Genomic DNA, 23,037 nt, shown 5'->3' on the forward strand with positions numbered 1-23,037 from the left:
GAGGGGGCCGATGGGCGCGCAGAAGGGCAAGGACCTGCTGATCCGGGCCGGCGACGGCGCGGGCGGCTTCGTGGCGGTGGCGGGCCTGCGCAGCCGCCAGATCACGCTCAACGCCGAGACCGTCGACGTCACCAACGCCGATTCCGCCGGGCGCTGGCGCGAGCTGCTCGCCGGGGCCGGGGTGCGGCGGGCCGCGATCGCCGGCTCCGGGGTGTTCCGCGACCAGGCCTCGGACGCGCGCCTGCGGCTGCTGTTCTTCGAGGGCGCGGTCGAGGCGTTCCAGATCGTGATCCCGGCCTTCGGAATCCTGGAGGGCCCGTTCCAGATCGCGAGCCTGGAGTACCGGGGCGACCATGCCGGCGAGGTCACCTTCGACATGAGCCTCGAATCCGGCGGTGCGCTCGCCTTCGCGGCGGTCTGAGCGCCGTGGCCAACCGGATCCGCGGCGAGGTGCCGCTCACCCTCGGCGGGCGGCGCTACACCCTCTGCCTCACCCTCGGGGCGCTCGCCGAGCTGGAGGCCGCGCTCCAGGCCGGCGACCTCGCGGGCCTCGCCGCGCGCTTCGCGGGCGGGCGCGTCTCGGCCCGCGACCTGATCGCCCTCCTGGGCGTCGCCCTGCGGGGCGGCGGCCACGATCTCGACGACGCGGCGGTGGCGCGGCTGCCGCTGGCGGGCGGGCTCGACGCCGTCTCGGTCGCCCTGGGCGACGTCCTGGCGGCCGCCTTCGGGGAAGCTCAGGGCGGGGAGGGTCTGGGCCGGGAGGCGCCGGGCCCGGCAAACCCTCCCTAGGGCCGGACGCGGATCCGCCGCCGCGTCCGGCCCCGGGCCGCTTCCCCTGGGACGACGCCCTGGCCCTCGGCCTCGGCGCGCTGGGCTGGCGGCCCCGGGATTTCTGGTCGGCGACGCCGTGGGAGTTCGCCGCCGCGCTCGGCCGGCGCGCCGGCCCGGAACCCTTGTCCCGCGCCGCCTTCGCGCGGCTCCTCGCCGCCCATCCCGACCCACCGTGAGGCACCGCCATGGCCGAGACCGACCCGCAGGCCGCCCCGCTCGCCGACCCGCTCGCCGACGACCGGATCCGGCAGCTCGAGACCCTGGACCGGCTGGCGCAGAGTTTCGGGCGCAGCCTCGACACGGCGCTGACCCGCGGGGCCGCGTCCGGCCGCAGCCTCGACGGCGTGCTCGGGACGATCGGGGCGCGCCTCGCCGGCGCGGCGGCGCGGGCGGCGGCCGGGCCGATCCAGTCGGGCCTGACGGGCCTCGTCGGCGCGATGCTGGGCTCCGGCGCGGAGACGGGCTTCGCCCGGGGCGGCGTGTTCCGGGGCGGCCGCGTCCAGCCCTTCGCCGCCGGCGGCGTCGTGGCCGCGCCGACCTACTTCCCCATGGCGGGCGGCGCCGGCCTCATGGGCGAGGCCGGCCCGGAGGCGATCCTGCCCCTCGGCCGCGGGCCGGACGGCCGCCTCGGCGTCGCCGCGGGCGGCGCCGCGGCGCGGCCGGTCTCCGTGACGGTCAACATCGCGACCCCCGATCCGGGGGCCTTCCGCCGCTCGGAGGCGCAGGTGACCGCGAGCCTCGCCCGGGCGGTGGCGCGCGGCCAGCGGGCGACGTGAGGCTCCCCGGGGCGGGGCGGCGGCGCGCGGCCTCACCCGGGCGGCGCGCACGGCACCAGGGTGACGAGCTTGTAGTCGGGCCGCTCGGCCGGGCTGAAGGTGTGCTGCGTGTAGGTGAGAGGGCCGTCCGCCGGGTGCCGGAAGGTCCGCGCGCCGCCCTCCCGCGCCATCACGGATTGCGCCTCCCACTCGGACGCGAACAGGTCCGACTCGGTCTTCAGCGTCGCGATCAGGTCGTTCAGGCCGGGATCGTCGATCAGGCGGGCGTAATCCGCGCGGAACTCGGCCAGGACGCGCCGCGCCCGCTCGCGCCAATCCGGCAGCAGGTCGCGCGCCGACGGGGCGAGGAACGTGTAGCGAAGCAGGTTCCTCTGCCGTCCGTCGCCCAGCCAGTCGGCGAACAGGCGTTCCGCCGCCGCGTTCCAGCAGCAGGCGTTCCACTGCCGGTCCAGACCGTAGGCGGGGCAGGCCAGCGCGCCGACCAGCGCGGTGATCGCCTCGGGGGCCGGTGAGGCCGGCCGGGATTGCGGCGCGTCGGGATCGCGGCGCCCGGCCAGCTCGAACAGGTAGGCGCGCTCGGCCGGGGTCAGCGCCAGGGCGATCGCCAGGCGGGACAGCGTCCCCGGCGAGACGCTCACGTCGCGCCCCTGCTCGATCCAGGCGCACCACGTCACCCCGATGCCGGCCCGGGCCGCCAGTTCCTCGCGCCGCAGGCCGGGCGTCCGTCGCCGCCGCCCCGGCAGGTCGGGGGCGACGCGCTCCCTGTGCGAGCGGACGAACCGTCCCAGCAATCGGCGCTGCGCGTCGGTGGTCATGGTGGAGCTTATAACAGGATAAGATTGTCCCTTGTAACAGGTTGAGTGCTCGGGTCTGTCGAGGGCGGAGGAGAACGATCCATGCCCCGACCCCACGAGACCGTCGTCGCCGACCAGTTCGGCACCCGCGCCCGCGCCTACGTGACGAGCGCGGTCCATGCCGCCGGTGAGGATCTCGACGCCCTGGAGGCGGCCGCCGCGCGCGAGAAGCCCGAGCGCGCCATCGATCTCGGCACCGGCGGCGGGCACGTCGCCTACCGGCTCGCGCCCCATGCCCGGTCCGTGACCGCCGTCGATCTCGCGCAGGCGATGACGGAGGCCGTCGCGAGCACGGCGCGGGAGCGCGGCCTGTCGAACATCGGCACGCAGGTCGCGGCGGCCGAGCGCCTGCCGTTCGACGACGCGGCCTTCGACTTCCTCGGCTGCCGGTTCTCGGCCCATCACTGGCGCGATTTCGAGGGCGGCCTGAAGCAGGCGCGGCGGGTCCTGCGAGACGGGGCCACCGCGATCTTCATCGACGTCGTGTCCCCGGGGCATGCCGCGCTCGACACGCATCTCCAGGCCGTCGAGGTCCTGCGCGATCCCTCGCACGCCCGCAACTACACGGGCGCCGAGTGGCAGGCGGCGCTGACGCGTGCCGGCTTCCGCGTGCGGGCCACGCACGCCCGCCGGCTGCGCATGCACTATCCGGTCTGGGTGGACCGCATGCAGACGCCCGAGTCCCATCGCGCGGCGATCCGCTCGCTGCAACGAGGCGCCGCCAGCGAGACGGCGACGCATTTCGAGATCGGGCCGGACGGCTCGTTCACGCTCGACGTGCTCTCCGTCGAAGCATCGGCGTGCCGGGCGCGGTCGGCCTGCTGAGCCGAACGGGGAGCCGGGATCCGGCTCCCTCCTTCCCTCACGCCGCCTTCCGCGCCTCGGTCTCCCGCGCCCGGCTGGTGCGGCCGTCGACGCTCACCGGCGCGACGCCCTGGATCGTCACGCGACGGACCACGCGGGGCGCCTCGCCGTAATCGTCCACCGCCCGGTGGACCGTGGCGCGGTTGTCCCAGATCGCCACGTCACCCGTCCGCCACGACCAGCGCACGGTGTTCTCGGGCCGGGTCGCGTGGTCGTGGAAGATCGCCAGCAGATGCTGCGAATCCGCGGTGGTGAGGCCCAGGATCCGCTGGATGAAGTGGCCGACGATCAGCGAGCGCTCGCCGGTCTCCGGGTGGACGTGGACCAGCGGGTGCTCGGTCTCGAACACGGTCTTGGTGAACACCTCGTCGTAGCGCCGCCGCCCGGCCTCCGACACGTTCACGCGGCCGCCGACGTAGTCGTAGACGTTGGAGTGCAGCGCCCAGAGCTTGTCGGCGAGGTCGCGCAGGGGCTCGGGCAGGTCCGCGTAGGCCGCCGCCGTGTTGGCCCAGAGCGTGTCGCCGCCGTAGGGCGGCAGCGTCACGGCCCGCAGGATCGAGAGCGCCGGGTAGGCCGGCACGAAGGTCACGTCGGTGTGCCAGGAACTCGCCCGCTCGCCCCGGCTGCCGTCGATGTCGAGGATTCCCGCCGTGCCGGCGAGCGAGGGCACGGTCGGGTGCGGGACGAGGTCGCCGAGGCGCCGGCCGAAGGCCTCCTGCCCGGCCTCATCGAGATCCTGGTCGCGGAAGAACACGACCTTGTGGGTGTTCAGCGCCTGCCGGATCGCCGCGACCGTCCCGTCGTCGAGCGCTCCCGAGAGGGCGACGCCGCGGATCTCCGCGCCGATGCGGCCGGCGACGCGGCGGATGTCGAGGGCGGGGCCAGACGCGTGGAGGGGCTGAGGGATGGCGCTCATCGAAAGGTTTCCCTGGCAGGGCGGCGTCGCGGCGCGCAGATCGCGCGATGAACCGAGATGTTCGGGCCGAGAGGATTTCGGAGAACATCCGCTTCGGTGTAGCGATCTTCGATCAACTGCCATCTTGTGTCGATGAATGGCGCTTTTGATTTTCCGGCGCATCTCGGAAGACTTTTTTCAGCTGCTCCGACTCGGCAGCGATACCATTCCCCGACGCCGCGCGGGATCTGCGGCCCGGCCTCCGTCCTTGCGAGCGGAGCGAAGCAATCCAGGAGCGCCACGGACACGGATGTCGCGCTGCCCCGGGTCGCTTCGCCGCGCTCGCGATGACGGTGAGGACCCGGAGGACCGACGCGGCACCAGCGCGACCCGAACCGGAGAGGCCCGCCATGGCCGACGATTTCCACGAGGTGCTGTTCCCCCTCGACGTGTCCCTGCGCGCCGGCGGCGGCCCGCAGCGGCTGACCGAGATCGTGACCCTGGCCTCGGGCCGGGAGCACCGGAACGGCCGCTGGGCCGATTCGCGTCGCCGCTACGAGGCCGGATTCGGGATGCGCGGCCTCGACGCCCTGCACGCCGTGCTGGCCTTCTTCGAGGAGCGGCGCGGGCGGCTCTACGGCTTCCGGTTCCGCGACCGGGTCGACAGCCGCTCCGGGCCGCCCGGCCGGCCGATCGGCCCCCTCGACCAGCCGCTGGGCACCGGCGACGGCACCACCGCGTCCTTCCCGCTGTTCAAGACCTACGGGTCCGGCTTCGCGCCCTATCGCCGCCGGATCGCCAAGCCGGTGGCGGGCAGCGTCCGGGTAGCGGTGGCGGGCCGGGAGGTGGAGCCCGCTGGGTTCGCCTGTGACCCGACGACCGGCCTCGTCACCTTCGCGGCGGGCCGCGTCCCGCCGCCCGGCGCCGCGGTGACGGCGGGCTTCACCTTCGACGTGCCGGTCCGCTTCGACACCGACGCGCTGACCATCGACCTCGCCGCCTTCGCGGCCGGGGAGATCCCGCGGGTGCCGCTCGTCGAGATCGTGCCCTGAGGAGGCGTGACGCCATGCGCGACATCCCGGAGGCCTTCGCGGCCCATCTCGCCGGCGGTGTGACCACCCTGTGCCGCTGCTGGTCCCTGCGGCGGCGGGACGGGCTCGCCCTCGGCTTCACCGACCACGACCGCGACCTGACCGTCGCGGACCTCGTCCACGCCGCCCGCACCGGGCTGGAGGCGGCCGAGGCCAGCGCCGAGCTCGGCTTCGCGGTCTCGGGCGGTGACGTGGCGGGAGCGCTCAGCGGCCTCGGGCTCACCGAGGCGGACATCGCCGGCGGCCTCTACGACGGCGCCTCCGTGGAGACCTGGCTGGTCGACTGGAGCAGCCCCGAGACCCGGCTCCTCCTCGACGTCGCCACCATCGGCGAGGTGCGCCGGGACGGCGACGCCTTCGTGGCGGAGTTGCGCGGCCTCGCGCACCGGCTCGGCGCCGAGCGGGGCCGCACCTACCGGGCGACCTGCGGCGCCGATCTCGGCGATGCCCGATGCAGGGTGGACCGCGCCGCGTGGACGACGGCCGGCCGCGTGACGGGCGTCCCGGAGCCGGCGACGCTCGCGGCGACGCTCGCCGGGCCCTTCGCGGACGGCCTGTTCACCGGCGGGCGGCTGACCTGGACGACCGGCGCCAATGCCGGGCTCGCGGCGGACGTGCGCCTCCAGCTCGGGCCGCTGATCGAGCTCTGGACCGCGCCGCCCCGGCCGGTTGCCCCCGGCGACGGGTTCAGCCTCACGGCCGGGTGCGACAAGCGCCTCGCCACCTGCCGCGACCGCTTCGCCAACGCGGTCAACTTCCAGGGCTTCCCGCACATGCCCGGCAACGACGCGGTGATGCGGGCGGTCCCGGGCTCGGACCCCGTCCTCGACGGCGGGAGCCTGTTCCGATGAGCGCGACGCGGCGGGAGATCGGCCAAGATGGCGGTGTTGCGGCGCTCGGCGAGGCGCGGCTGTGGCTGGGCACGCCCTACCGCCACCAGGCGTCGCTGCGCGGCGTGGGCTGCGACTGCCTGGGCCTGCTGCGCGGAGTCTGGCGCGGGCTCTACGGCGCCGAGCCGGAGTCGCCGCCGCCCTATTCCGGCACCTGGGCGGAATCGGCCGCGCCCGGGACCGACCCGCTCACCGAGGCGGCCGCCCGCCACCTCGTGCCGGTGCCCGGACCCCTGGCGGACCTGGCGCCGCGGCCGGGCGACGTCCTGCTCTTCGCCTTCCGCCGCCACCTGCCGGCCCGCCACTGCGCCATCGCCACCGGCGCCGGCGCGATGATCCACGCCCACGACGGGGCCGCCGTCACCGAGGTGGCGCTCACCGGATGGTGGCGGCGGCACGCGACGGGGGCGTTCCGGTTTCCGGAGCGCTGCGCCGCGGGGTCCGACCAGCGCGTCGATGGTGAACAGGTCGATCCCGGAGCCCCGCCATGGCGACGCTGATCCTGTCCTCGGCCGGCGCGGCCGTGGGCACCGCCCTCGGCGGACCCATCGGCGGCCTGGTCGGGCGGGCGCTCGGCTCGGTCGCGGGCGCCGCTCTGGGCGGCGCCCTGTCGGGGGCCGGGCGGCACCCGCGCCTCGTCGAGGGGCCGCGGCTCGCCGACGTCGCCGGGCTCACCTCCACCGAGGGCGATCCGATCCCCCGGGTCTACGGGCGGGCACGGATCGGCGGCACCCTGATCTGGGCGACCCGACCGCTGGAGGTCGCCAACACCACCGTCGCCCGCGCGGCCGCGCCCGCCAAGGGCCTGGGCGGGCTCGCGGGCGGCCCGAGGACCGTCACGACCCGCTACAGCTACTTCGCCAACCTCGCGGTCGGCCTGTGCGAGGGCGAGATCGCCTGCGTCCGCCGGATCTGGGCGGACGGACGGGAGATCGACCAGGTCGGCCTGACCCTGCGGGTCCATACCGGCGGCCCCGGCCAGGAGCCGGACCCGCTGATCGTCGCCAAGGAGGGGGCCGGGAACGCGCCGGCCTATCGCGGCCTGGCCTACGTGGTGTTCGAGAACCTCGCCCTCGCGGCCTTCGGCAATCGGGTCCCGCAATTCGCCTTCGAGGTGATCCGCCCGGTCAACGGCCTGTTCGACCGCGTGCGCGCCGTCGACCTGATCCCCGGCGCCAGCGAGTTCGGCCTCGATCCGGACCGCGTCACGGTCGATCTCGGACTCGGCCGCACCGAGGCCGCCAACCGGCACCAGCTCCAGCGCGGGACCGACGTCGTCGCCTCCCTCGACGCCCTCCAGGCGCTGTGCCCGAACCTGCGCCGGGTCGCCGTGGTGGCGACGTGGTTCGGCACCGACCTGCGGGCGGGATCCTGCCGGGTCGTGCCCAAGGTCGAGGCGGCCGACAAGCGGGCCCGGCCGGAGGACTGGCGCGTCGCCGGGCTCGCCCGCGACCGGGCCGAGACGGTCTCGACCCTGCCGGACGGCAGCCCGGCCTACGGCGGCACGCCGGCCGACGCGGGCCTGACCCGGCTGGTCGCCGAGCTGGCGCGCCGGGGGCTGGCGGTGTCGCTCTACCCGTTCGTCATGATGGACGTGCCGGCCGGCAACGCGCTCCCCGATCCGCACGCCCCCGGCGCCGCCCAGCCCGCCTATCCCTGGCGCGGCCGCATCACCTGCGATCCGGCCCCCGGTCTTCCGGGGAGCCCGGACGGGACCGCCGCGGCCGACGCGCAGGTCGCGGCCTTCTTCGCGGGCGGATACCGCGACGCGGTCCTGCACTACGCCGACCTCGCGGCCGGCTGGGCGGCCGCGGGCGCGCCGCTCGCGGCCTTCGTGATCGGCAGCGAGCTCGTCGGCCTGACCCGGGTGCGCGGCGCGACCGGCTACCCGGCGGTGCGCGCGCTGAGCGACCTCGCCGCCGCGCTCCGCGACCGCCTCGGCCCGGCCGTCACCCTGGTCTACGCGGCGGACTGGACCGAGTACGGCGCCCATGTGGGCGACGGCGGCGCCACCGTCCGCTTCCCCCTCGACGACCTGTTCGCCGACCCGAATATCGGCGCCGTCGGGATCGACTGGTACCCGCCCGTCTCCGACTGGCGCGACGACCCGGACCACGCCGACCTCGCGGTGACGGGCGACATCGCCGACCGGGCCTATCTGAAGGCCCGGGGCGCGTCCGGCGAGGCCTTCGACTGGTACTACGCCGACGCGGCCGATCGCGCCGCCCAGGCCCGCCGCCCGATCACCGACGGCGCCGCCGGCAAGCCCTGGATCTACCGGGCCAAGGACCTCGTCGCGTGGTGGTCGAGCCCGCACGTGGAGCGCGACGGCGGCGTCGAGACCCGCACCACCGCCTGGGTGCCGGCCGGCAAGCCGATCTGGCTCACCGAGATCGGCGTGCCGGCGGTGGACAAGGGCACCAACGGCCCCAACGTCTTCCCGGACCCGAAATCGTCCGAGAGCGCCTTCCCGCCGGAATCCCGGGCCCTGCGCGACGAGCTGATCCAGCTCCGCGGGCTGGAGGCCGTGATCGCGCGGTTCGACCCGGCCGCGCCGGGCTTCCGGGAGGCCGACAACCCGGTCTCGCCGGTCTACGGCGGCCGCATGGTCGATCCCGACGGGATCTTCGTCTGGGCCTGGGACGCGCGGCCCTTCCCGGCCTTCCCGACGGTGCGGGGCGTCTGGGCCGACGCCGCCAACTGGCGCGTCGGCCACTGGATCACCGGGCGGATCGAGGGCTGCGACCTCGACCTGCTTGTCCAGCGGATCCTCGCGGATTTCGGCTTCGACGCGCCGGTCTCCGTGGAGGCCGCCGCCTATCTCGACGGCTACGTGATCGACCGGCCGCTCACGGCGCGGGGCGCCCTGGAGACCCTGGCGCAGGTCTACGGCCTCGACGTCTCGGCGGTGGCCGGGACCCTGCGGCTGCGCGGTCCCCGCCGCGACCGGCCCGTGATCCTGGCCGAGGCCGACCTCGTCCGGCTGTCCGAGGACCGGCCGGTCCTGCACCAGGTCCGGGCCGAGGAGAGCGCCCTGCCGCGCTCCGTGGAGCTCGGGATCACCGATTCCGAGAGCCCGGATTACCGCCGCGCCGCGGCCTCGGCCGTGCGGCCCGCCGGCCTGCGGCGGCGCGAGGCTTGGATCGACGCGGCGATCGTCACCCGCCGGGAGACCGCCGACGGCCTCGCCGAGGCGCTGCTCGACCGGCTGATCGCGGCCCGCGACACCGCGGTGTTCACCCTGAGCCCGCGCCGGGTCGAGCTGGAGCCCGGCGACCTCCTGGCGGTGCCGGCCGACGTGCCCGGCGGCACGGTCCTGCGCCGGATCGACCGGATCGACGACGCGCCCACGGGCCGCCGGATCGAGGCGAGCGGCGTGCCGCCCCGGGCGGGGCCCGGGCGCGGGCTGCCCCGCGCGATGGCCCGGGCGGCGGTGGCGCCGCCCGCCTTTCCCGGACCGCCGCTCGCCCTGGCCCTCGACCTGCCGGTCGACCGCGGCGAGCCCACAGTTCTCCAATCCTGCGCGGTGGCGGCCGAGCCCTGGCCCGGCGCCGTCGCGATCTGGCGCGCCGCGGGCGACGGGCCGCTCGCCCTGCACCGCCTCGTCGACTACCCGGCCTGCCTCGGCCGCACCCTGTCGGCGCTGCCGCCCGGCCCGCTCTGGCGGATCCAGCGGGGCGCGCACCTCGACGTCACCCTGCGGCGCGGCGCGACCCTCGCGTCGATCGGGGCCGGCGCGATGCTGGCCGGGGGCAACCTGTTCGCCCTGCTCGGCGCGGACGGGACCGTGGAGCTGCTCTGCGCCGCGTCCTCGGTCCTGACCGGGCCCGACACCTACCGGCTGTCCGGCTTCCTGCGCGGGCTCGCGGGCAGCGAGGCGGCGGCCGGGCGCCTCAGCCCGGCGGGGAGCCTGATCGTGCGCCTCGACGACGGGGCCGTGACGCCCCTGGTCGACCGGCTGGACGAGGTCGGCCGCGCGTTCCGCTACCGCATCGGGCCGGCGGACGGCGATCCGGCCGACCCGGCCTTCGCCGAGATCACCGCCACGGCCGGCCTCGCGGCCCTGACGCCGCTGCGGCCGGTCCACCTGCGGGCGCGGCGCGCGGCGGACGGCGTGCGGCTCACGTGGATCCGGCGGGCCCGCCGCGACGGCGACGCCTGGGAGCCGGCCGAGATCCCGCTCGACGAGCCGGAAGCCTACGCGGTGACGGTGTTCTCGGCCGCCGGCGCGGCCCTGCGCACGGTCCGGTCCGAGGCTCAGCACTGCCTCTACGCGGACGAGGCGGCCGATTTCGGCGGCGCCCAGACGGATCTCGACGTCGCGGTGGCGCAGATCGGGCTGGTCGCCGGCCCCGGACCCGCCTGCCGCGCCCGAATCCCCGTCCACTCGGCCTGACCGCCCGGGAGCCGCCCATGTCCGACGTCACGCTCCATCTCGGCCTGCCGCTGATCGCCGCGAGCCAAGCGCAGAAGCACGTCACCCACAACGAGGCGCTCGGCCTGCTCGACGCGCTCGTCCAGCTCGCCTGCCTGGACAAGGACCTCGCCGCGCCGCCGCCGGGCCCCGCGGAGGGCGATCGCTACCTCGTGGTCGCCGCCGAGCCCGGGGGCGCCTGGGCGGGGCTGGCGGGCCAGGTGGTGCGCTACGCCGATGGCGTCTGGACCGGCGCGGCGCCGCGGGCCGGCTGGCTCGCCTGGCTGATCGACGAGGCCGACCTCTACGTCTACGACGGCGCGGCCTGGACGAGCCTCCGCCGCGCGCTGAGCGCGCTCCAGAGTGTCGGCCGCCTCGGGATCAACACGGCGGCCGACGCCAACAACCGCCTCGCGCTGAAGTCCGATTCCGCGCTCCTGACCTGGGACGACACGACGCCGGGCACCGGCGACATGCGGGTCTTCGTCAACCGGAAATCCGCCGCCCGCGACGCCGCCCTGGTCTTCGAGACCGGCTACGCGGCGCGGGCGCTGCTGGGCACCCTCGGGAGCGACGACTTCACCCTGAAGGTCTCGCCCGACGGGGCCGCCTTCGCCACGGCGCTCACCGCCTCGGCGCGGACCGGCGGGATCGACTTCGCCTCGGCCGAGGCCGCGCTCGCGGCCGCCCCCACCACCGACCTCGGCGCGGCCGGCACGCGGCGGGTCCTCGTCACCGGCGCGGCGCGGATCGCGAGCTTCGGCCCCGCGGCCGACCGGGAGCGGTTCGTGCGCTTCTCCGGCGCCGCGACCCTGGTGCACGATCCCGAGGCCCTGGCGCTGCCGACCCGGGCCGATCTCGTCACGGCCCCCGACGACACCTGCATCGCCACCTCGGACGGTGCGGGCCGCTGGCGCGTGCGCCATTACCAGCGCGCCGACGGGACGCCGCTCGCGACCGGCGCGCAGGTGATCGGCGCCAACGGGTCGGTCCGGCTCCCGGGCGGCCTGATCGCGCAATGGGGGCTCGTCACCGCGGCCGAGGCGGATGTCGCGGTGGCGTTCGGCATCGCCTTCCCGGGGAGCTGCCTCGGCGTCTGGGCGCAGCCGGTCGCCGGCGCCGGCGACGCGCTCCACGCCGCGCAGGTCGGCGACGTGGCGGCCACCGGGTTCACGCTCCGCACCCGCCGCGCGACGGCCGGTTCGGTGGCGGGCGTCGGGTCGGTGCCGACCTACTGGCTGGCGCTGGGCGCGTGAGCGCCCGATCCCGCGGCCGCCGTCATTCCGGAATGGCGTCGAGGGCCCGGAGCATCGCCGGCTCCACGGCCGCGTAGCCCGCGCCGTTGAGGTGGATGCCGTCGTCGGTGAAGTCCCGCCGGAGCGCGCCCGCCTCCGTGGCGAGCGGCGGCCCGTAATCGACGAGGCGGGCCGGGCCGGCCGCGCAGTAGGCGCGCAGCCACCCGTTCAGGGCGCGGATCCGCGCCACCGGCCGCAGCTCGGGGCGCCAGCCCCAGAAGTCGCTCGGCATCACGGTGCCGATCGTGAGCGGCAGCCCGGCCGCGAAGGCCATGCGCCCCATGGCCACGATGTTCCCGGCGATCGCCCGGTCAGTTACCGGGCCGCCGATCTCCGCGATGTCGTTGATCCCGCACATCAGATGCACGCCCCGGGCGCCGGCCGTATCCCGCAGGAAGCGCGCCCGGATCTGCCCGCTCGTCTCGCCCGGCACGCCCCGGGCCACGAAGCCGTGGCGCGCGAAGGTCTCGGCCCGCACCGCGCCCCAGGCGGCGGTGATCGAGTCGCCGATGAACACGAGCGGCCGGTCCTGTCCGCGTCCCACGCTTCCTCCTCGGCGCCGCGCCCGGCGCGGGCCGCCTTAGCCCGGCGCGTCCGGGCACGCCAGCTTCCGGAGCACGCCCATGCCGCCTCCCGCTCCGGCCGCGCAGGAGCCCTTCGCCGCCGCCTGCCGCCGCCTCGGCCCGCGGCTGATGCGCGATCTCGGTTTGAGCGACCTCCAGGCCGCCGGCCTGCTCGGCAATCTCGGCCACGAGACCGGCGGGTTCCGCCGCCTCCAGGAGGTCGCCCCCGCGGTGCCGGGCTCCCGCGGCGGCTGGGGGCTCGCCCAGTGGACCGGGCCCCGGCGCGTCGCCATGGAGGCGTGGTGCCGGGCGCGCGGCCTCGATCCCGCCGACCCCGAGGCGGGCTACGGCTACCTCTGCGCCGAGCTGCGCGGGACCGAGGCGTCGGCCCTCGCCGCCCTGCGGGCCACCACCACCCTCGCGGCCGCCGCCGAGGCGGTCTGGCGCCGCTACGAGCGGCCCGGCGTCGTCGCGCCCGCGCGCCGCCTCGCCTGGGCGCGCCGGGCCCTCGCCGCCCTGCGCGAGGCTCCCGTCACCCCGGCGTCGGGCAGACCCTGACCGTCGTCACCCGATCCCGAGCCGGCCGGGTCCGCCGCGCGCTCATCCACGGAGTTCCACGATGATGCACCGTATCCGGACGGCCCTCGTCCTGGCCGTCACGGGCCTGCCGCTCGCCGCCCTCGCCGCGCCGGCCGGCGGTGCCGCGCCCGCCGTCGCTCCCGTCGCCGGCATGGCGCTGCCGTGGGGCGACTGGCTCTCCGGCCTGCTCCACCCGGTGACGGCCGCCCTCGTGCCGCTCGCCGCCGCCGCCGTCACCGCCGGCATCGCCCGGGTCGCGCCCTGGGCCGCCTCCGTGCTCACCCGCGACCGGATCGAGGCCGCGATCCGCGCCGGGGCCGAGTTCGGCCAGAACGCCGTGGCCGGCGCCGCCCGGGGCCGGACCGTCAGCGCCGATCTCGGCGCCGCGGTGGTGGCGGCCGGCGCCCGGCACGTGCTCGCCACCGCCCCCGCACACGTCGTGCGGAAGGCGGGTGGACCCGAGGGCGTGGCCGCGCGGATCTTCCGGGCGCTGCCCCTCGATCCGCAGGCGAGCGCCGCCAACGTCCTCGCGCCGGCGCTCGCGCAGCTGCGCGGGGCGGACAAGCGCCCGGTCTGAGACCGGCCGCCGCCGCGCCGGCGGCGCGGGGGGCCTTGAAACAGGGATCGTCGCCATGAAGCCCCTCCCCACCGAGGCACGCCGGTCCGCGCCGCCCGAGGACGCGGCCGGTCCCGGGGTCGCCCTCGGCGGGCGTCCCCGGACGATCCGCTTCCCGCCCGTCTGGCACGCGTGGTTCGCCCGGCAGTCCGAGCCGCGCCTCGCCGCCCTCGACGAGCTGGTCGACGCGCATCTCGAGCGCCGCGCGCTGCGCCGCTACCTGCGCCGGCTCAAGCACGCGACGGTGCTCGCCTTCGTCGCCGCGGCGGCGGCCGCGCACTGGTTCTCCGACCAGGTCGCGTGGCTCGTCGCGCATATCCCGGCCCTGCGGGCCCTCTGGAAGCTGCTGACGGGAGCGTGAGATGCGCCTGCGCTGGGACAGGGTTCTCGACCGGGCGTGGCTCGGCCTGGCGGCCGCCGCGGCGGTGACGGTCGCCATCCACGAGGGTGCGGCGGTCGGCCGGCGGGCCTGGACGCTGGGGTCCGGCGGCGCCGCGCTGGCCGCGCCGGCGGAGGGCGGCCGGGCCGTCCCGCCGGCCCGCGCCGCGGCCTGCGGTCCCGCCCCGACGCCGTCACCGTGAGACCGGCCGCGGCGCCTGTGGGAAGCGGCGCGCGGCGTGGAACCGGGCGCCGCCTCGGCCGTCATGTCCGCACGATGCCGCCCGTCACCGAATCGACCGCGAAGGGACTGTCCGGACCGCCGCCGACGACCGCCGGGGGCGACGCACGGCCACGTATTCAGGACGCATTCAGTGCCCTGGGCGCACATCGTCTGCCAATGCGCTACGCCATCGCCCTCGTCGCCATCAGCCTGACCGCCGCGGCCCTCGCCGCGGGCGGCCTCGGCTCCATGGCCGACGACGGGCCGGCCCCCCAGACGGGGGCGGTGTCCAGCCAGGCGCCGCTGCGGATCGAGAGCTGCCTGTCCCCCGCCGACCTGCGCGAGGAGGTCGGCGAGCGCCGGGTGATCCCGCCGGTCGCGGCGATCCGCGCGGCCCGCACGGTGATCCCCCGGGCCGAGATCCAGCGGGCGAGCCTCTGCCGTCACGCGGACGGCCTCGTCTACATGCTCACCGCCTTGCGCCGGGACGGGCATTTCGTGCACGTGATCGTCGACGCGCGCACCGGCACCGTGGCGGGACAGTATTGAGCGGGCGCCGGAACCGTTTCGGAGGGGAGTGAGCCGTGCGTCTGCTGGTCGTGGAGGATGACAAGGACATCAACCGGCAGGTCGTAGCCGCGCTGGAGGAGGCGGGCTACGTCGCCGACAAGGCCTATGACGGCGAGGAGGGCGGCTATCTCGGCGAGAGCGAGCCCTACGACGCCATTATCCTCGACATGGGCCTGCCCAAGGCCGACGGCGTCACGGTGCTGCAGAAGTGGCGCCGGGCCGGCGTGAAGACCCCGGTGATCATCCTCACCGCGCGGGACCGCTGGTCCGACAAGGTCGACGGCTTCGACGCCGGCGCCGACGACTACGTCACCAAGCCCTTCCACATGGAGGAGCTGATGGCCCGGGTGCGCGCCCTGCTGCGCCGCGCCGCCGGACACGCCACCAGCCAGATCGCCTGCGGGCCGGTGACCCTCGACACCCGCTCCGGCAAGGTCTTCGTCGACGGTGCCCAGGTGAAGCTGACGAGCCACGAGTACCGGCTGCTCTCCTACCTGATGCACCACACCGGCCGCGTCGTGTCCCGCGCCGAACTCACCGAGCACCTCTACGACCAGGATTTCGACCGGGACTCGAACACGATCGAGGTGTTCGTGGGCCGCCTGCGCAAGAAGCTCGCGGTGGACCTGATCCAGACCGTGCGCGGTCTCGGCTACCTCGTGGATCCCAACCAGCCGCCGGCGCGGATGTGAGCGCGGCCGCGCGTTCCGGCACGCTGCCGGCCGTCTTCATGCGCGGCGGCACCAGCAAGGCGCTGATGCTGCACCGCCGGGACGTGCCGGGGGATCTCGCCGCCTGGGAACCGGTCTTCCTCTCCGCCATGGACAGCCCCGACCCGTTCGGGCGGCAGCTCAACGGCATGGGCGGGGGCGTCTCGTCGGTCTCGAAGATCTGCGTGGTGGAGCGGTCCGCGCGGCCGGACGCCGACATCGACTACACCTTCGTGCAGGTCGTGGTCCGGGACGGCCGCATCGACCTCTCGGGCAATTGCGGCAACATGCTCTCCGCCGTGGGACCGTTCGCGGTCGACGAGGGCCTCGTCGACGTCCCGGACGGCCCGGTGCGGCTGCGGATCTTCAACACCAACACGCGCAAGCTGATCGTGGCGGGCTTCGCGGCCGCGGGCGGCCGCAGCGTCTACCGCGGCGACCTCGCGATCCCCGGCGTCACCGGCACGGGCGCGCCGATCCGCCTCGACTTCCTGGATCCGGGCGGCGCCACGACCGGCCGGCTGCTCCCGACCGGCACCGTCCGCCAGTGGCTCGACGTGCCGGGCCTCGGCGCGATCGAGGCGTCGCTGGTCGACGCCGCCAACGCCTGCGTGTTCGTCCGCGCCGCCGATCTCGGCCTCGCCGGCACCGAGCTGCCCGCCGCCCTGGAGGCCGTGCCGGGCCTCCTCGACCGGCTGGCGCGGATCCGCCGGGCCGGCTCCGTGGCGATGGGCATCGCGCCGGACCTCGAGGCGGCGGCGCGCGTCGTCCACGTGCCCTTCGTCGGCCTCGTCGCCCCGCCGCGGGATTCCGGCAGCCTCTCCGGCGACGCGATCCGCGCCGCCGAGATCGACCTGACCGCCCGGGTCATCTCCAACGGCGTGCCGCACCAGGCGCTGCCGCTCACCGCCACCCTGTGCCTCGCGGTCGCCGCCCGCCTCGAAGGCAGTCTCGTGCACGAGGCCGCCCGCCCCACCGACGCCGCCCTGCGGGTCGGCATGCCGTCGGGTATCCTGACCGCCGACGCCGCCGTGACCCGCGAGGCCGGCGGCTGGCGGGCCGAGCGCGGCGCCTTCTTCCGCACGGCGCGCCCGCTGATGCGCGGCGCGGTGTTCTACGATGCGCCGCCGCCCGTCTGAGCGACCGACGCATCCATGATCGACCTCATCGGCCTCTTCTCCCTGCGCCGCCGCTCCATCGCGGTGCGGCTCGCCGTGTCGGCGTTCCTGTCGAGCTCCGCGATCCTGCTGATCGCGGCCTGGATCCTCACGACCCTCTACCGCGAGAACACCGAGCGCTCCTTCGACAGCCGGCTCCTCGTCTTCGCCAACAATCTCGCCACCGACCTCGTCTCGCCCAACGATCCCGAGAGCCGGACCTTCTCGCTCGGCGACCCGCGCTTCGACCTGCCCCTGTCGGGCTGGTACTGGCAGGTCGGCAAGCCCGACGCGAAGCCGCGCGACGTGCGCACCTCGCGCTCCCTCGTCGGCGTGCCGCTGCCGGCCGCGACCGATTCCGACGGCAAGGTCGGGGTCGGGCAGATCCGCCAGGGCTACGGCAAGGGGCAGGACGGACGCCTCCTGCGCATCATGGAGCGCGACGTCGATCTCGGCGAGGAGGGCCGCTACACGGTCCGGGTCGCGGGCCCCGCCGACGAGATCGTCAACGACGTCGACCGGTTCAGGAACTCGCTGACCATCACGTTCGGCCTGCTCGGCCTGTCGCTGGCGATCACCACCCTGCTGCAGATCCGATTCGGCCTCGCGCCGCTCAAGAAGATGCGCGCCGCGCTCGGCGCCGTCCGCCGGGGCGAGGCCGACCGCATCACCGGCACCTATCCCCGCGACATCGCGCCGCTCACCGGCGAGGTGAACCTCCTGATCGAGACCAACCGCGAGATCCTGGAGCGCGCCCGGACCCAGGTCGGCAACCTCGCCCACGCCCTGAAGACGCCGCTCTCGATCATCGTCAACGAGGTCGGGGCCTCCGACGCCCCCGAGGAGCTCGCGCAGAAGATCCGCGAGCAGGCCGCGGTCATGCGCGATCAGGTCAACTACCACCTCGACCGGGCCCGGGCCGCCGCGCTCGCCGGCACGCTCGGCACCTCCACCGAGGTGGAGCCGGCGCTGGCCGGCCTCGTGCGCACCTTCGGGAAGATCTACCGCGACAAGGACATCGCCTACGACGTCCACGTCCCGCCGGGCCTGCGCTTCCGCGGCGAGCGCCAGGATTTCGAGGAGATGGTCGGCAACCTCGTCGACAACGCGTCCAAGTGGGCCCACGGCCGGGTGGCGATCCGGGCCGAGGCGGTGAACACGAACGATTATCCCCACCTCGTCGTCGCCATCGAGGATGACGGCCCCGGCCTGCCGCCGGAGGCCCGCCAGGCCGTGCTCGGCCGCGGGCGGCGCCTCGACGAATCGAAGCCCGGCTCCGGCCTCGGCCTGTCGATCGTGGCCGACCTCGCCGCCCTGTACCGGGGGCGCTTCACCCTGGAGGAGGCGGCGCTCGGCGGCCTGCGGGCGGTGCTGGAGGTGCCGGGCGACCTGCCGGTCGGCACCCCGGCCCACTGAGGCCGTCCGCCCGTCCGGGCACGGAGTCGAGTCGCGGGACGCGGCCTCATGGCTCCGGCCGGGCCCTTGTCTTCGCAACAGAGTTGCGTGACACCGTGCCGCCGTCGGGAGGCGTCGTGGCGTCACGCTGCCGGCTCCACATGGCGTGGGGAGGGGCGGGCCGGTCCGGCTCGTTGGCGATAAGGTCCATGACGGCGATCTGGTTCATCCTGGCGGCCATGACCGCGGCGGCCGTGCTCGGCCTGCTCTGGCCGATGTCGCGGCGCGCCGCCGTGCCGACCGGCGAGGCCGGCGGGAGCGGCCTCGCCACCGAGACGGCGTTCTACGAGGATCAGATCGCCGAGATCGACCGCGACCTCGAGCGCGGCCTGATCGCCCCCGACGAGGCCGAGACCGCCAAGGCCGAGGCGGCGCGCCGCCTGCTCCGGTCGAGCCGCGAGGCGCAGCGCGAGGCCGAGGATGCCGGCATCGCCGAGGCCGCGCGCCCGGCCGAGCCGCGCCTGCGCCGCCGGCGCGCCGCCTCGGCCTTCGCGCTCTCCACCATCCCCCTCGTGGCGCTGATCGCCTACGGGCTCTACGGCTCGCCCGAGGTGCCGGCGCAGACCGAGGCCGACCGGCAGGCCGCCCGCGGCGGCGCCGACGAGCTGATGAAGGCGGTCGGCCAGATCGAGGCGCGCCTCGCTCGGGACCCGAACGACGCCCGCGGCTGGGCCGTGCTCGCCCCGGTCTACATGCGCACCGGCCGCTTCGACGACGCCGCCCGCGCCTACGCCAACATCGCGCGGATCAAGGGCGAGACCGCCGACCTCCTGGCCGATCAGGGCGAAGCCCTCACGGCGGCCGGCGACGGCACCGTCTCGCCCGAGGCCAAGGCATTGTTCGAGAAGGCGCAGTCCAAGGAGCCGAACGCGCCAAAGCCCCGCTTCTACCTGGCCCGCGCGGCCGAGCAGGCCGGCGATGCCGGCGAGGCGATCCGCCAGCTCACCGAGCTCGAGGCCGGCAGCCCGCCGGACGCCCCCTGGCTCGGGATCGTCAAGCAGAGCCTCGCCCGTCTCAAGGGCGAGCCGCCGCCGCCCGCGACCCCGCAGGCCGCCCCGAAGATCCCGGCCGAGCAGCAGGCGGCGATCCGCGGCATGGTCGACGGGCTCGACGCCCGCCTCAAGACCGGCGGCGGCACCCCCGACGAGTGGCTGCGGCTCGTCCGGTCCCGCGTGGTCCTCGGCGAGCGCGAGCAGGCGAACGACGCCCTGGCCCGGGCGCGCACGGCCCTCGCGGGCGACCCGCAGGGCCTCGCCCAGGTGGAGCAGGGCGCCCGCGCCGTGGGGCTCGGCCCGGAGGGCGCGGCGCCGGCGCCGGCCGAATCAGGCCAGGCGGGACCGGGCCCCCGGGCCGAGAAGGAGGCCGCGATGGCGGCCGTGCGCGCCATGCCGCAGGCGGAGCAGCAGGCGGCGATTCGCGGGATGGTCGAGGGACTCGACCGGCGCCTCGCCGCGCGGGGCGGCACGCCGGACGAGTGGATGCGGCTGGTGCGCTCCTACAGCGCGCTGGGTGAGCGCGACCAGGCGGTGAAGGCCCTCGACCGCGCCCGGATGGCGCTGGCCGCCAACAGCGAGGCTGTGGCGCGGCTCGACGGCCTCGCGCGGGAGCTGGACCTGTCCGCCAAGCCCAATCCCTGACAAGCAGGCCCCCCGGCAAGCCCGGTCCCCGGCACCGCGAAATCGCGAGGCTGCCCCCGCGGACCGGCCCGTACGACAATCGGTCCCGACGCCCGCCCTTGACCCGCGGGCGCCTGGAGCCGACACCCTCAAGACTAGAATGAGAACGGTTCCGGTCGGGGCGGGTCTCCGCGCGCCGGACCGCGGGGTGGAAGTATCGTGACGCGTAAGAAACGCCGCCTGATCCTGATCGCCGTCTGCGGCAGCGTCCTGACGCTCGCCGTGGGACTGATCTTGTACGCCATGAGCGGCTCGATCGTGTTCTTCCGCTCGCCCACCGACATCGCCAAGCAGGCGATCGCCCCGGGCACGCGCCTGCGGCTCGGCGGCCTGGTGAAGGACGGCTCGCTCAAGCGCGGCCCCGACCAGACGGTCGACTTCGCCGTCACCGACACGAACGAGACCGTCGAGGTCCACTACAAGGGCCAGCTGCCGGACCTGTTCCGGGAAGGGCAGGGCGTCGTCGCCGAGGGCGTGCTGGAGCCGGGCGGGCAGTTCCGCGCCGACACGGTGCTGGCCAAGCACGACGAATCCTACATGCCCCGCGAGGTGGCCGACGCGCTGAAGGCGCAGGGGCGCTGGCAGGAGGGCGGCCCGAACAAGGGCGGCCCGGCGCCGAAGCCCGCCACCGCGGCGGCGGACAGCACCCTCGGCCCCCGCAGCGAGCGGTGAGGGAATCCGCATGATCGTCGAGACCGGCCACTTCGCCCTCGCGCTCGCGCTGGCGATCTCCCTCGTCCAGGTGGTGATGCCGATCTGGGCGGCACGCTCGGGCGATCCGGCGCTCCGCCAGACCGCCTCACAGGCGGCGCTCGGCGCGTTCGCCTGCGTGCTGTTCGCCTTCGCGGCGCTCACCTACGCGCACGTCACCTCGGACTTCTCGGTCCAGAACGTCGTCGAGAACTCGCACACGCAGAAGCCGCTGATCTACAAGATCTCCGGCGTCTGGGGGAACCACGAGGGCTCGATGCTCCTCTGGGTCCTGATCCTCACGCTGTTCGGCGCCTGCGTGGCGGCGGCCAAGAACTCGGTGCCGCCGCGGCTGCGGGCCAACACGCTGGCCGTGCAGGGGCTGATCACCTTCGTGTTCGTGCTGTTCATCATCACGACCTCGAACCCGTTCACCCGGGTGATCCCGGCGCCGCTCGAGGGCAACGACCTCAACCCGCTGCTGCAGGATCCGGGTCTCGCGGTCCACCCGCCGCTCCTCTACGTCGGCTATGTCGGCTTCTCGATCAGCTTCGCCTTCGCGGTGGCCGCGCTGATCGACGGGCGGATCGACGCCGTCTGGGCCCGGGCGGTGCGGCCCTGGACGCTCGCCGCGTGGTGCTTCCTGACGCTCGGGATCGCGATGGGCTCCTACTGGGCCTATTACGAGCTCGGCTGGGGCGGCTGGTGGTTCTGGGATCCGGTCGAGAACGCCTCCCTGATGCCGTGGATCGCCGGGACGGCGCTGCTGCACTCCACCGTGGTGATGGAGAAGCGCGACGCCCTGAAGGTCTGGACGGTGCTGCTCGCCATCCTGACTTTCTCGCTCTCGCTGATCGGCACCTTCCTGGTCCGGTCGGGCGTGATCACCTCGGTGCATTCCTTCGCCACCGACCCGACCCGCGGCGTGTTCATCCTGGCGATCCTGATCCTGTTCATCGGCGGCTCGCTGACGCTGTTCGCGTGGCGGGCGCCGCTGCTGCGGCAGGGGGGGCTGTTCGCGCCGATCTCCCGCGAGGGCTCGCTCGTCCTGAACAACCTGTTCCTCGTGGCCGCCTGCGCCACCGTGCTGGTCGGCACCCTCTACCCGCTGGTGCTCGAGATGCTGACCGGGGAGAAGATCACGGTCGGCCCGCCCTTCTTCAATTCCACCTTCGTACCGCTGGCGATCCCGCTGCTGCTGATCGTGCCCATGGGGCAGGCGCTCGCCTGGAAGCGCGGCGACGTGCTCGCCGCCGCACAGCGCCTGTTCGCCGCCCTGGCGGTCGCTCTGGTCGTCGGCCTCGCGGTGCTGGCGCTGACCTGGGGCGGGCCGGTCATGGCGCCGGTCGGGGTCGGCCTCGGCGCCTACCTGCTGATCGGCTCCGCCCTGGAGATCGTCACCCGCGCCCGGGGCTACGGGGCGAGCCGCGCCCGCTCCCTCGGACAGATCGGCCGCCGCGCCGTCGGCCTCCCGCGCTCGGCCTGGGGCACCGCCCTCGCGCATGCCGGGGTCGGCGTCGTGGTGCTGGGCATCGCCGCGCAGGGCTGGGCCACCGAGGGTCTGGCGACCCTCAAGCCCGGTGAGAGCCTGGCGACGGGCCCGTACGTGGCGACCCTGGACCGCGTCGCGCCGCGCAAGGGACCGAACTACGAGGAGGCCGCCGCCTACCTGACCATCCGCACCCGCGGCGGCGACGAGGTCGGGCAGGTCGAGACCGGCAAGCGCTTCTACCCGAGCCGCAAGATGGCGGTGACGGAATCGGGCCTGCTGACCAACGGTGCCAGTCAGGTCTACGCGAGCCTCGGGGAGATCGGGCAGGACGGCGGCGTCGGCCTGCGCCTCTACTACAAGCCGCTGGTCCTGCTGATCTGGCTCGGGGCGGTGGTGATGGCCGCGGGCGGCGGCCTGTCGCTCACCGACCGCCGGATGCGCGTGGGCGTCCCCGCCAAGGCGAAGGCGCGGCCGCTCCCGGTCGCGGTGCCGGCCGAGTGATGGCGCGCCGCTCGCTCCGGCCCGCGCTGGCGGCGCTCGCCCTGCTGGCGTCGCTGCCCGCCCTCGCGGTGCAGCCCGACGAGGTGCTGAAGGACCCCGTCCTGGAGCACCGCGCGCGGGAGATCTCGGCCGAACTGCGCTGCCTCGTCTGCCAGAACCAGTCGATCGACGATTCCGACGCGCCGCTCGCCAAGGACCTGCGCCTGATCGTTCGCGAGCGGCTGGAGAAGGGCGACAGCGACACGGCGGTGCTCGCCTACGTCGTGGCCCGCTACGGCGAGTTCGTGCTGCTGCGCCCGGTCTTCGCGCTGCACACCCTGCTGCTGTGGCTGACCCCGGTGCTCGCGATCCTGCTCGGCGGGCTCGGCATCTGGCGCCTCGCCCGTCGCCGCCCGGCCGCGCCGGCCCGGAACCTGTCGGCCGCCGAGGAAGCGGAGGTCGCGGCACTGCTGCGACGGGAGTAGAATCGCGGGCGGAAGCGATTCGCCCGCCCCGTTCGGCACGAGTCTTGGATCGG

Annotated in this window: 25 protein-coding genes; 22 read left to right on the top strand and 3 right to left on the bottom strand. The window is 75.4% G+C overall.

From position 1 onward, the window contains the following. The first annotated feature begins 10 nt into the window (after positions 1-10). The 4 genes from LOK46_RS26725 to LOK46_RS26740 all read left to right on the top strand — a co-directional run bounded on the left by LOK46_RS26725 (position 11) and on the right by LOK46_RS26740 (position 1,607). Positions 11-421, top strand: coding sequence for a phage major tail protein, TP901-1 family (locus tag LOK46_RS26725; RefSeq protein ID WP_273561354.1), 411 nt, complete (start codon positions 11-13; stop codon positions 419-421). A 5-nt stretch (positions 422-426) separates the two neighbouring features. Then, a complete protein-coding gene (locus LOK46_RS26730; protein ID WP_273561355.1) occupies positions 427-789 on the top strand; it encodes a gene transfer agent family protein in 363 nt (120 codons plus the stop codon). An 80-nt stretch (positions 790-869) separates the two neighbouring features. Then, the gene (locus LOK46_RS26735; protein ID WP_337251976.1) at positions 870-1,007 is read left to right on the top strand and encodes a phage tail assembly chaperone; all 138 of its coding nucleotides are present in this window, start codon (positions 870-872) and stop codon (positions 1,005-1,007) included. Between the two features lie 9 nt (positions 1,008-1,016). After that, positions 1,017-1,607 carry a phage tail tape measure protein gene (locus tag LOK46_RS26740; RefSeq protein ID WP_273561356.1) on the top strand — a complete coding sequence of 197 codons (591 nt, stop codon included), beginning with the start codon at positions 1,017-1,019 and terminating at the stop codon, positions 1,605-1,607. 32 nt (positions 1,608-1,639) lie between these two features. On the opposite strand, the gene LOK46_RS26745 is transcribed toward LOK46_RS26740, so the two are convergent. Further along, positions 1,640-2,422 carry a helix-turn-helix transcriptional regulator gene (locus tag LOK46_RS26745; protein WP_273561357.1) on the bottom strand — a complete coding sequence of 261 codons (783 nt, stop codon included), beginning with the start codon at positions 2,420-2,422 and terminating at the stop codon, positions 1,640-1,642. Between the two features lie 81 nt (positions 2,423-2,503). Here LOK46_RS26745 and LOK46_RS26750 point away from each other — a divergent pair, with 81 nt between their 5' ends. After that, entirely contained in the window at positions 2,504-3,286 is a 783-nt protein-coding gene (locus LOK46_RS26750; RefSeq protein ID WP_273561358.1) for a class I SAM-dependent methyltransferase, read from the top strand. A 37-nt stretch (positions 3,287-3,323) separates the two neighbouring features. Here the strand turns inward: LOK46_RS26750 and LOK46_RS26755 are convergent, their stop codons facing one another. Then, the gene (locus LOK46_RS26755; RefSeq protein ID WP_273561359.1) at positions 3,324-4,241 is read right to left on the bottom strand and encodes a TauD/TfdA dioxygenase family protein; all 918 of its coding nucleotides are present in this window, start codon (positions 4,239-4,241) and stop codon (positions 3,324-3,326) included. A 389-nt stretch (positions 4,242-4,630) separates the two neighbouring features. Between LOK46_RS26755 and LOK46_RS26760 the strand changes: the two genes are divergently transcribed. The 5 genes from LOK46_RS26760 to LOK46_RS26780 are packed head-to-tail and all read left to right on the top strand — an operon-like array spanning position 4,631 to position 11,871. After that, positions 4,631-5,272 (top strand): DUF2460 domain-containing protein, encoded by a 642-nt coding sequence (locus LOK46_RS26760; protein WP_273561360.1) that lies wholly within the window; start codon positions 4,631-4,633, stop codon positions 5,270-5,272. Between the two features lie 14 nt (positions 5,273-5,286). After that, the gene (locus tag LOK46_RS26765) at positions 5,287-6,162 is read left to right on the top strand and encodes a DUF2163 domain-containing protein (protein WP_273561361.1); all 876 of its coding nucleotides are present in this window, start codon (positions 5,287-5,289) and stop codon (positions 6,160-6,162) included. Then, positions 6,159-6,701: an NlpC/P60 family protein gene (locus LOK46_RS26770; RefSeq protein WP_273561362.1), complete on the top strand. Its 543-nt coding sequence runs from the start codon at positions 6,159-6,161 to the stop codon at positions 6,699-6,701. Before LOK46_RS26765 ends, LOK46_RS26770 begins: the two co-directional genes overlap by 4 nt. Next, complete coding sequence (locus LOK46_RS26775; RefSeq protein WP_273561363.1) at positions 6,689-10,597, top strand: baseplate multidomain protein megatron; 3,909 nt, start codon at positions 6,689-6,691, stop codon at positions 10,595-10,597. The genes LOK46_RS26770 and LOK46_RS26775 overlap by 13 nt, the downstream gene beginning before the upstream one ends. Positions 10,598-10,614: 17 nt before the next feature. Then, positions 10,615-11,871 (top strand): DUF2793 domain-containing protein, encoded by a 1,257-nt coding sequence (locus LOK46_RS26780; RefSeq protein WP_273561364.1) that lies wholly within the window; start codon positions 10,615-10,617, stop codon positions 11,869-11,871. Positions 11,872-11,893: 22 nt separating this feature from the next. On the opposite strand, the gene LOK46_RS26785 is transcribed toward LOK46_RS26780, so the two are convergent. After that, positions 11,894-12,454, bottom strand: coding sequence for a GDSL-type esterase/lipase family protein (locus LOK46_RS26785; RefSeq protein ID WP_273561365.1), 561 nt, complete (start codon positions 12,452-12,454; stop codon positions 11,894-11,896). Positions 12,455-12,533: 79 nt separating this feature from the next. Here LOK46_RS26785 and LOK46_RS26790 point away from each other — a divergent pair, with 79 nt between their 5' ends. The 12 genes from LOK46_RS26790 (at position 12,534) to LOK46_RS26845 (ending at position 22,984) form a co-directional block, all read left to right on the top strand. After that, positions 12,534-13,031, top strand: a complete 498-nt coding sequence (locus LOK46_RS26790) for a phage tail tip lysozyme (protein WP_273561366.1) — start codon at positions 12,534-12,536, stop codon at positions 13,029-13,031. A gap of 61 nt (positions 13,032-13,092) precedes the next feature. Beyond that, the gene (locus LOK46_RS26795) at positions 13,093-13,629 is read left to right on the top strand and encodes a hypothetical protein (protein ID WP_273561367.1); all 537 of its coding nucleotides are present in this window, start codon (positions 13,093-13,095) and stop codon (positions 13,627-13,629) included. Positions 13,630-13,684: 55 nt separating this feature from the next. Beyond that, positions 13,685-14,029 carry a hypothetical protein gene (locus LOK46_RS26800; RefSeq protein WP_273561368.1) on the top strand — a complete coding sequence of 115 codons (345 nt, stop codon included), beginning with the start codon at positions 13,685-13,687 and terminating at the stop codon, positions 14,027-14,029. 1 nt (position 14,030) lies between these two features. Further along, the gene (locus LOK46_RS26805; protein ID WP_273561369.1) at positions 14,031-14,249 is read left to right on the top strand and encodes a hypothetical protein; all 219 of its coding nucleotides are present in this window, start codon (positions 14,031-14,033) and stop codon (positions 14,247-14,249) included. A 197-nt stretch (positions 14,250-14,446) separates the two neighbouring features. After that, positions 14,447-14,818 carry a PepSY domain-containing protein gene (locus tag LOK46_RS26810; protein ID WP_012321896.1) on the top strand — a complete coding sequence of 124 codons (372 nt, stop codon included), beginning with the start codon at positions 14,447-14,449 and terminating at the stop codon, positions 14,816-14,818. Positions 14,819-14,853: 35 nt separating this feature from the next. Beyond that, positions 14,854-15,531: a response regulator transcription factor gene (locus LOK46_RS26815; protein WP_012321897.1), complete on the top strand. Its 678-nt coding sequence runs from the start codon at positions 14,854-14,856 to the stop codon at positions 15,529-15,531. Then, positions 15,528-16,688, top strand: coding sequence for a 2-methylaconitate cis-trans isomerase PrpF family protein (locus tag LOK46_RS26820; RefSeq protein ID WP_273561370.1), 1,161 nt, complete (start codon positions 15,528-15,530; stop codon positions 16,686-16,688). The genes LOK46_RS26815 and LOK46_RS26820 overlap by 4 nt, the downstream gene beginning before the upstream one ends. A gap of 15 nt (positions 16,689-16,703) precedes the next feature. Next, positions 16,704-18,122 (top strand): ATP-binding protein, encoded by a 1,419-nt coding sequence (locus tag LOK46_RS26825; RefSeq protein WP_273561371.1) that lies wholly within the window; start codon positions 16,704-16,706, stop codon positions 18,120-18,122. A gap of 188 nt (positions 18,123-18,310) precedes the next feature. After that, entirely contained in the window at positions 18,311-19,798 is a 1,488-nt protein-coding gene (gene ccmI, locus LOK46_RS26830) for a c-type cytochrome biogenesis protein CcmI (RefSeq protein ID WP_273561372.1), read from the top strand. A gap of 198 nt (positions 19,799-19,996) precedes the next feature. Further along, positions 19,997-20,509: a cytochrome c maturation protein CcmE gene (ccmE, locus tag LOK46_RS26835; protein WP_273561373.1), complete on the top strand. Its 513-nt coding sequence runs from the start codon at positions 19,997-19,999 to the stop codon at positions 20,507-20,509. A 10-nt stretch (positions 20,510-20,519) separates the two neighbouring features. Continuing rightward, entirely contained in the window at positions 20,520-22,520 is a 2,001-nt protein-coding gene (locus tag LOK46_RS26840; RefSeq protein WP_273561374.1) for a heme lyase CcmF/NrfE family subunit, read from the top strand. After that, entirely contained in the window at positions 22,520-22,984 is a 465-nt protein-coding gene (locus LOK46_RS26845; protein WP_273561375.1) for a cytochrome c-type biogenesis protein, read from the top strand. The genes LOK46_RS26840 and LOK46_RS26845 overlap by 1 nt, the downstream gene beginning before the upstream one ends. The last annotated feature ends 53 nt before the right edge of the window (positions 22,985-23,037 follow it).

Source organism: Methylobacterium sp. NMS14P (assembly GCF_028583545.1).
In the GTDB taxonomy this organism is placed as follows: domain Bacteria; phylum Pseudomonadota; class Alphaproteobacteria; order Rhizobiales; family Beijerinckiaceae; genus Methylobacterium.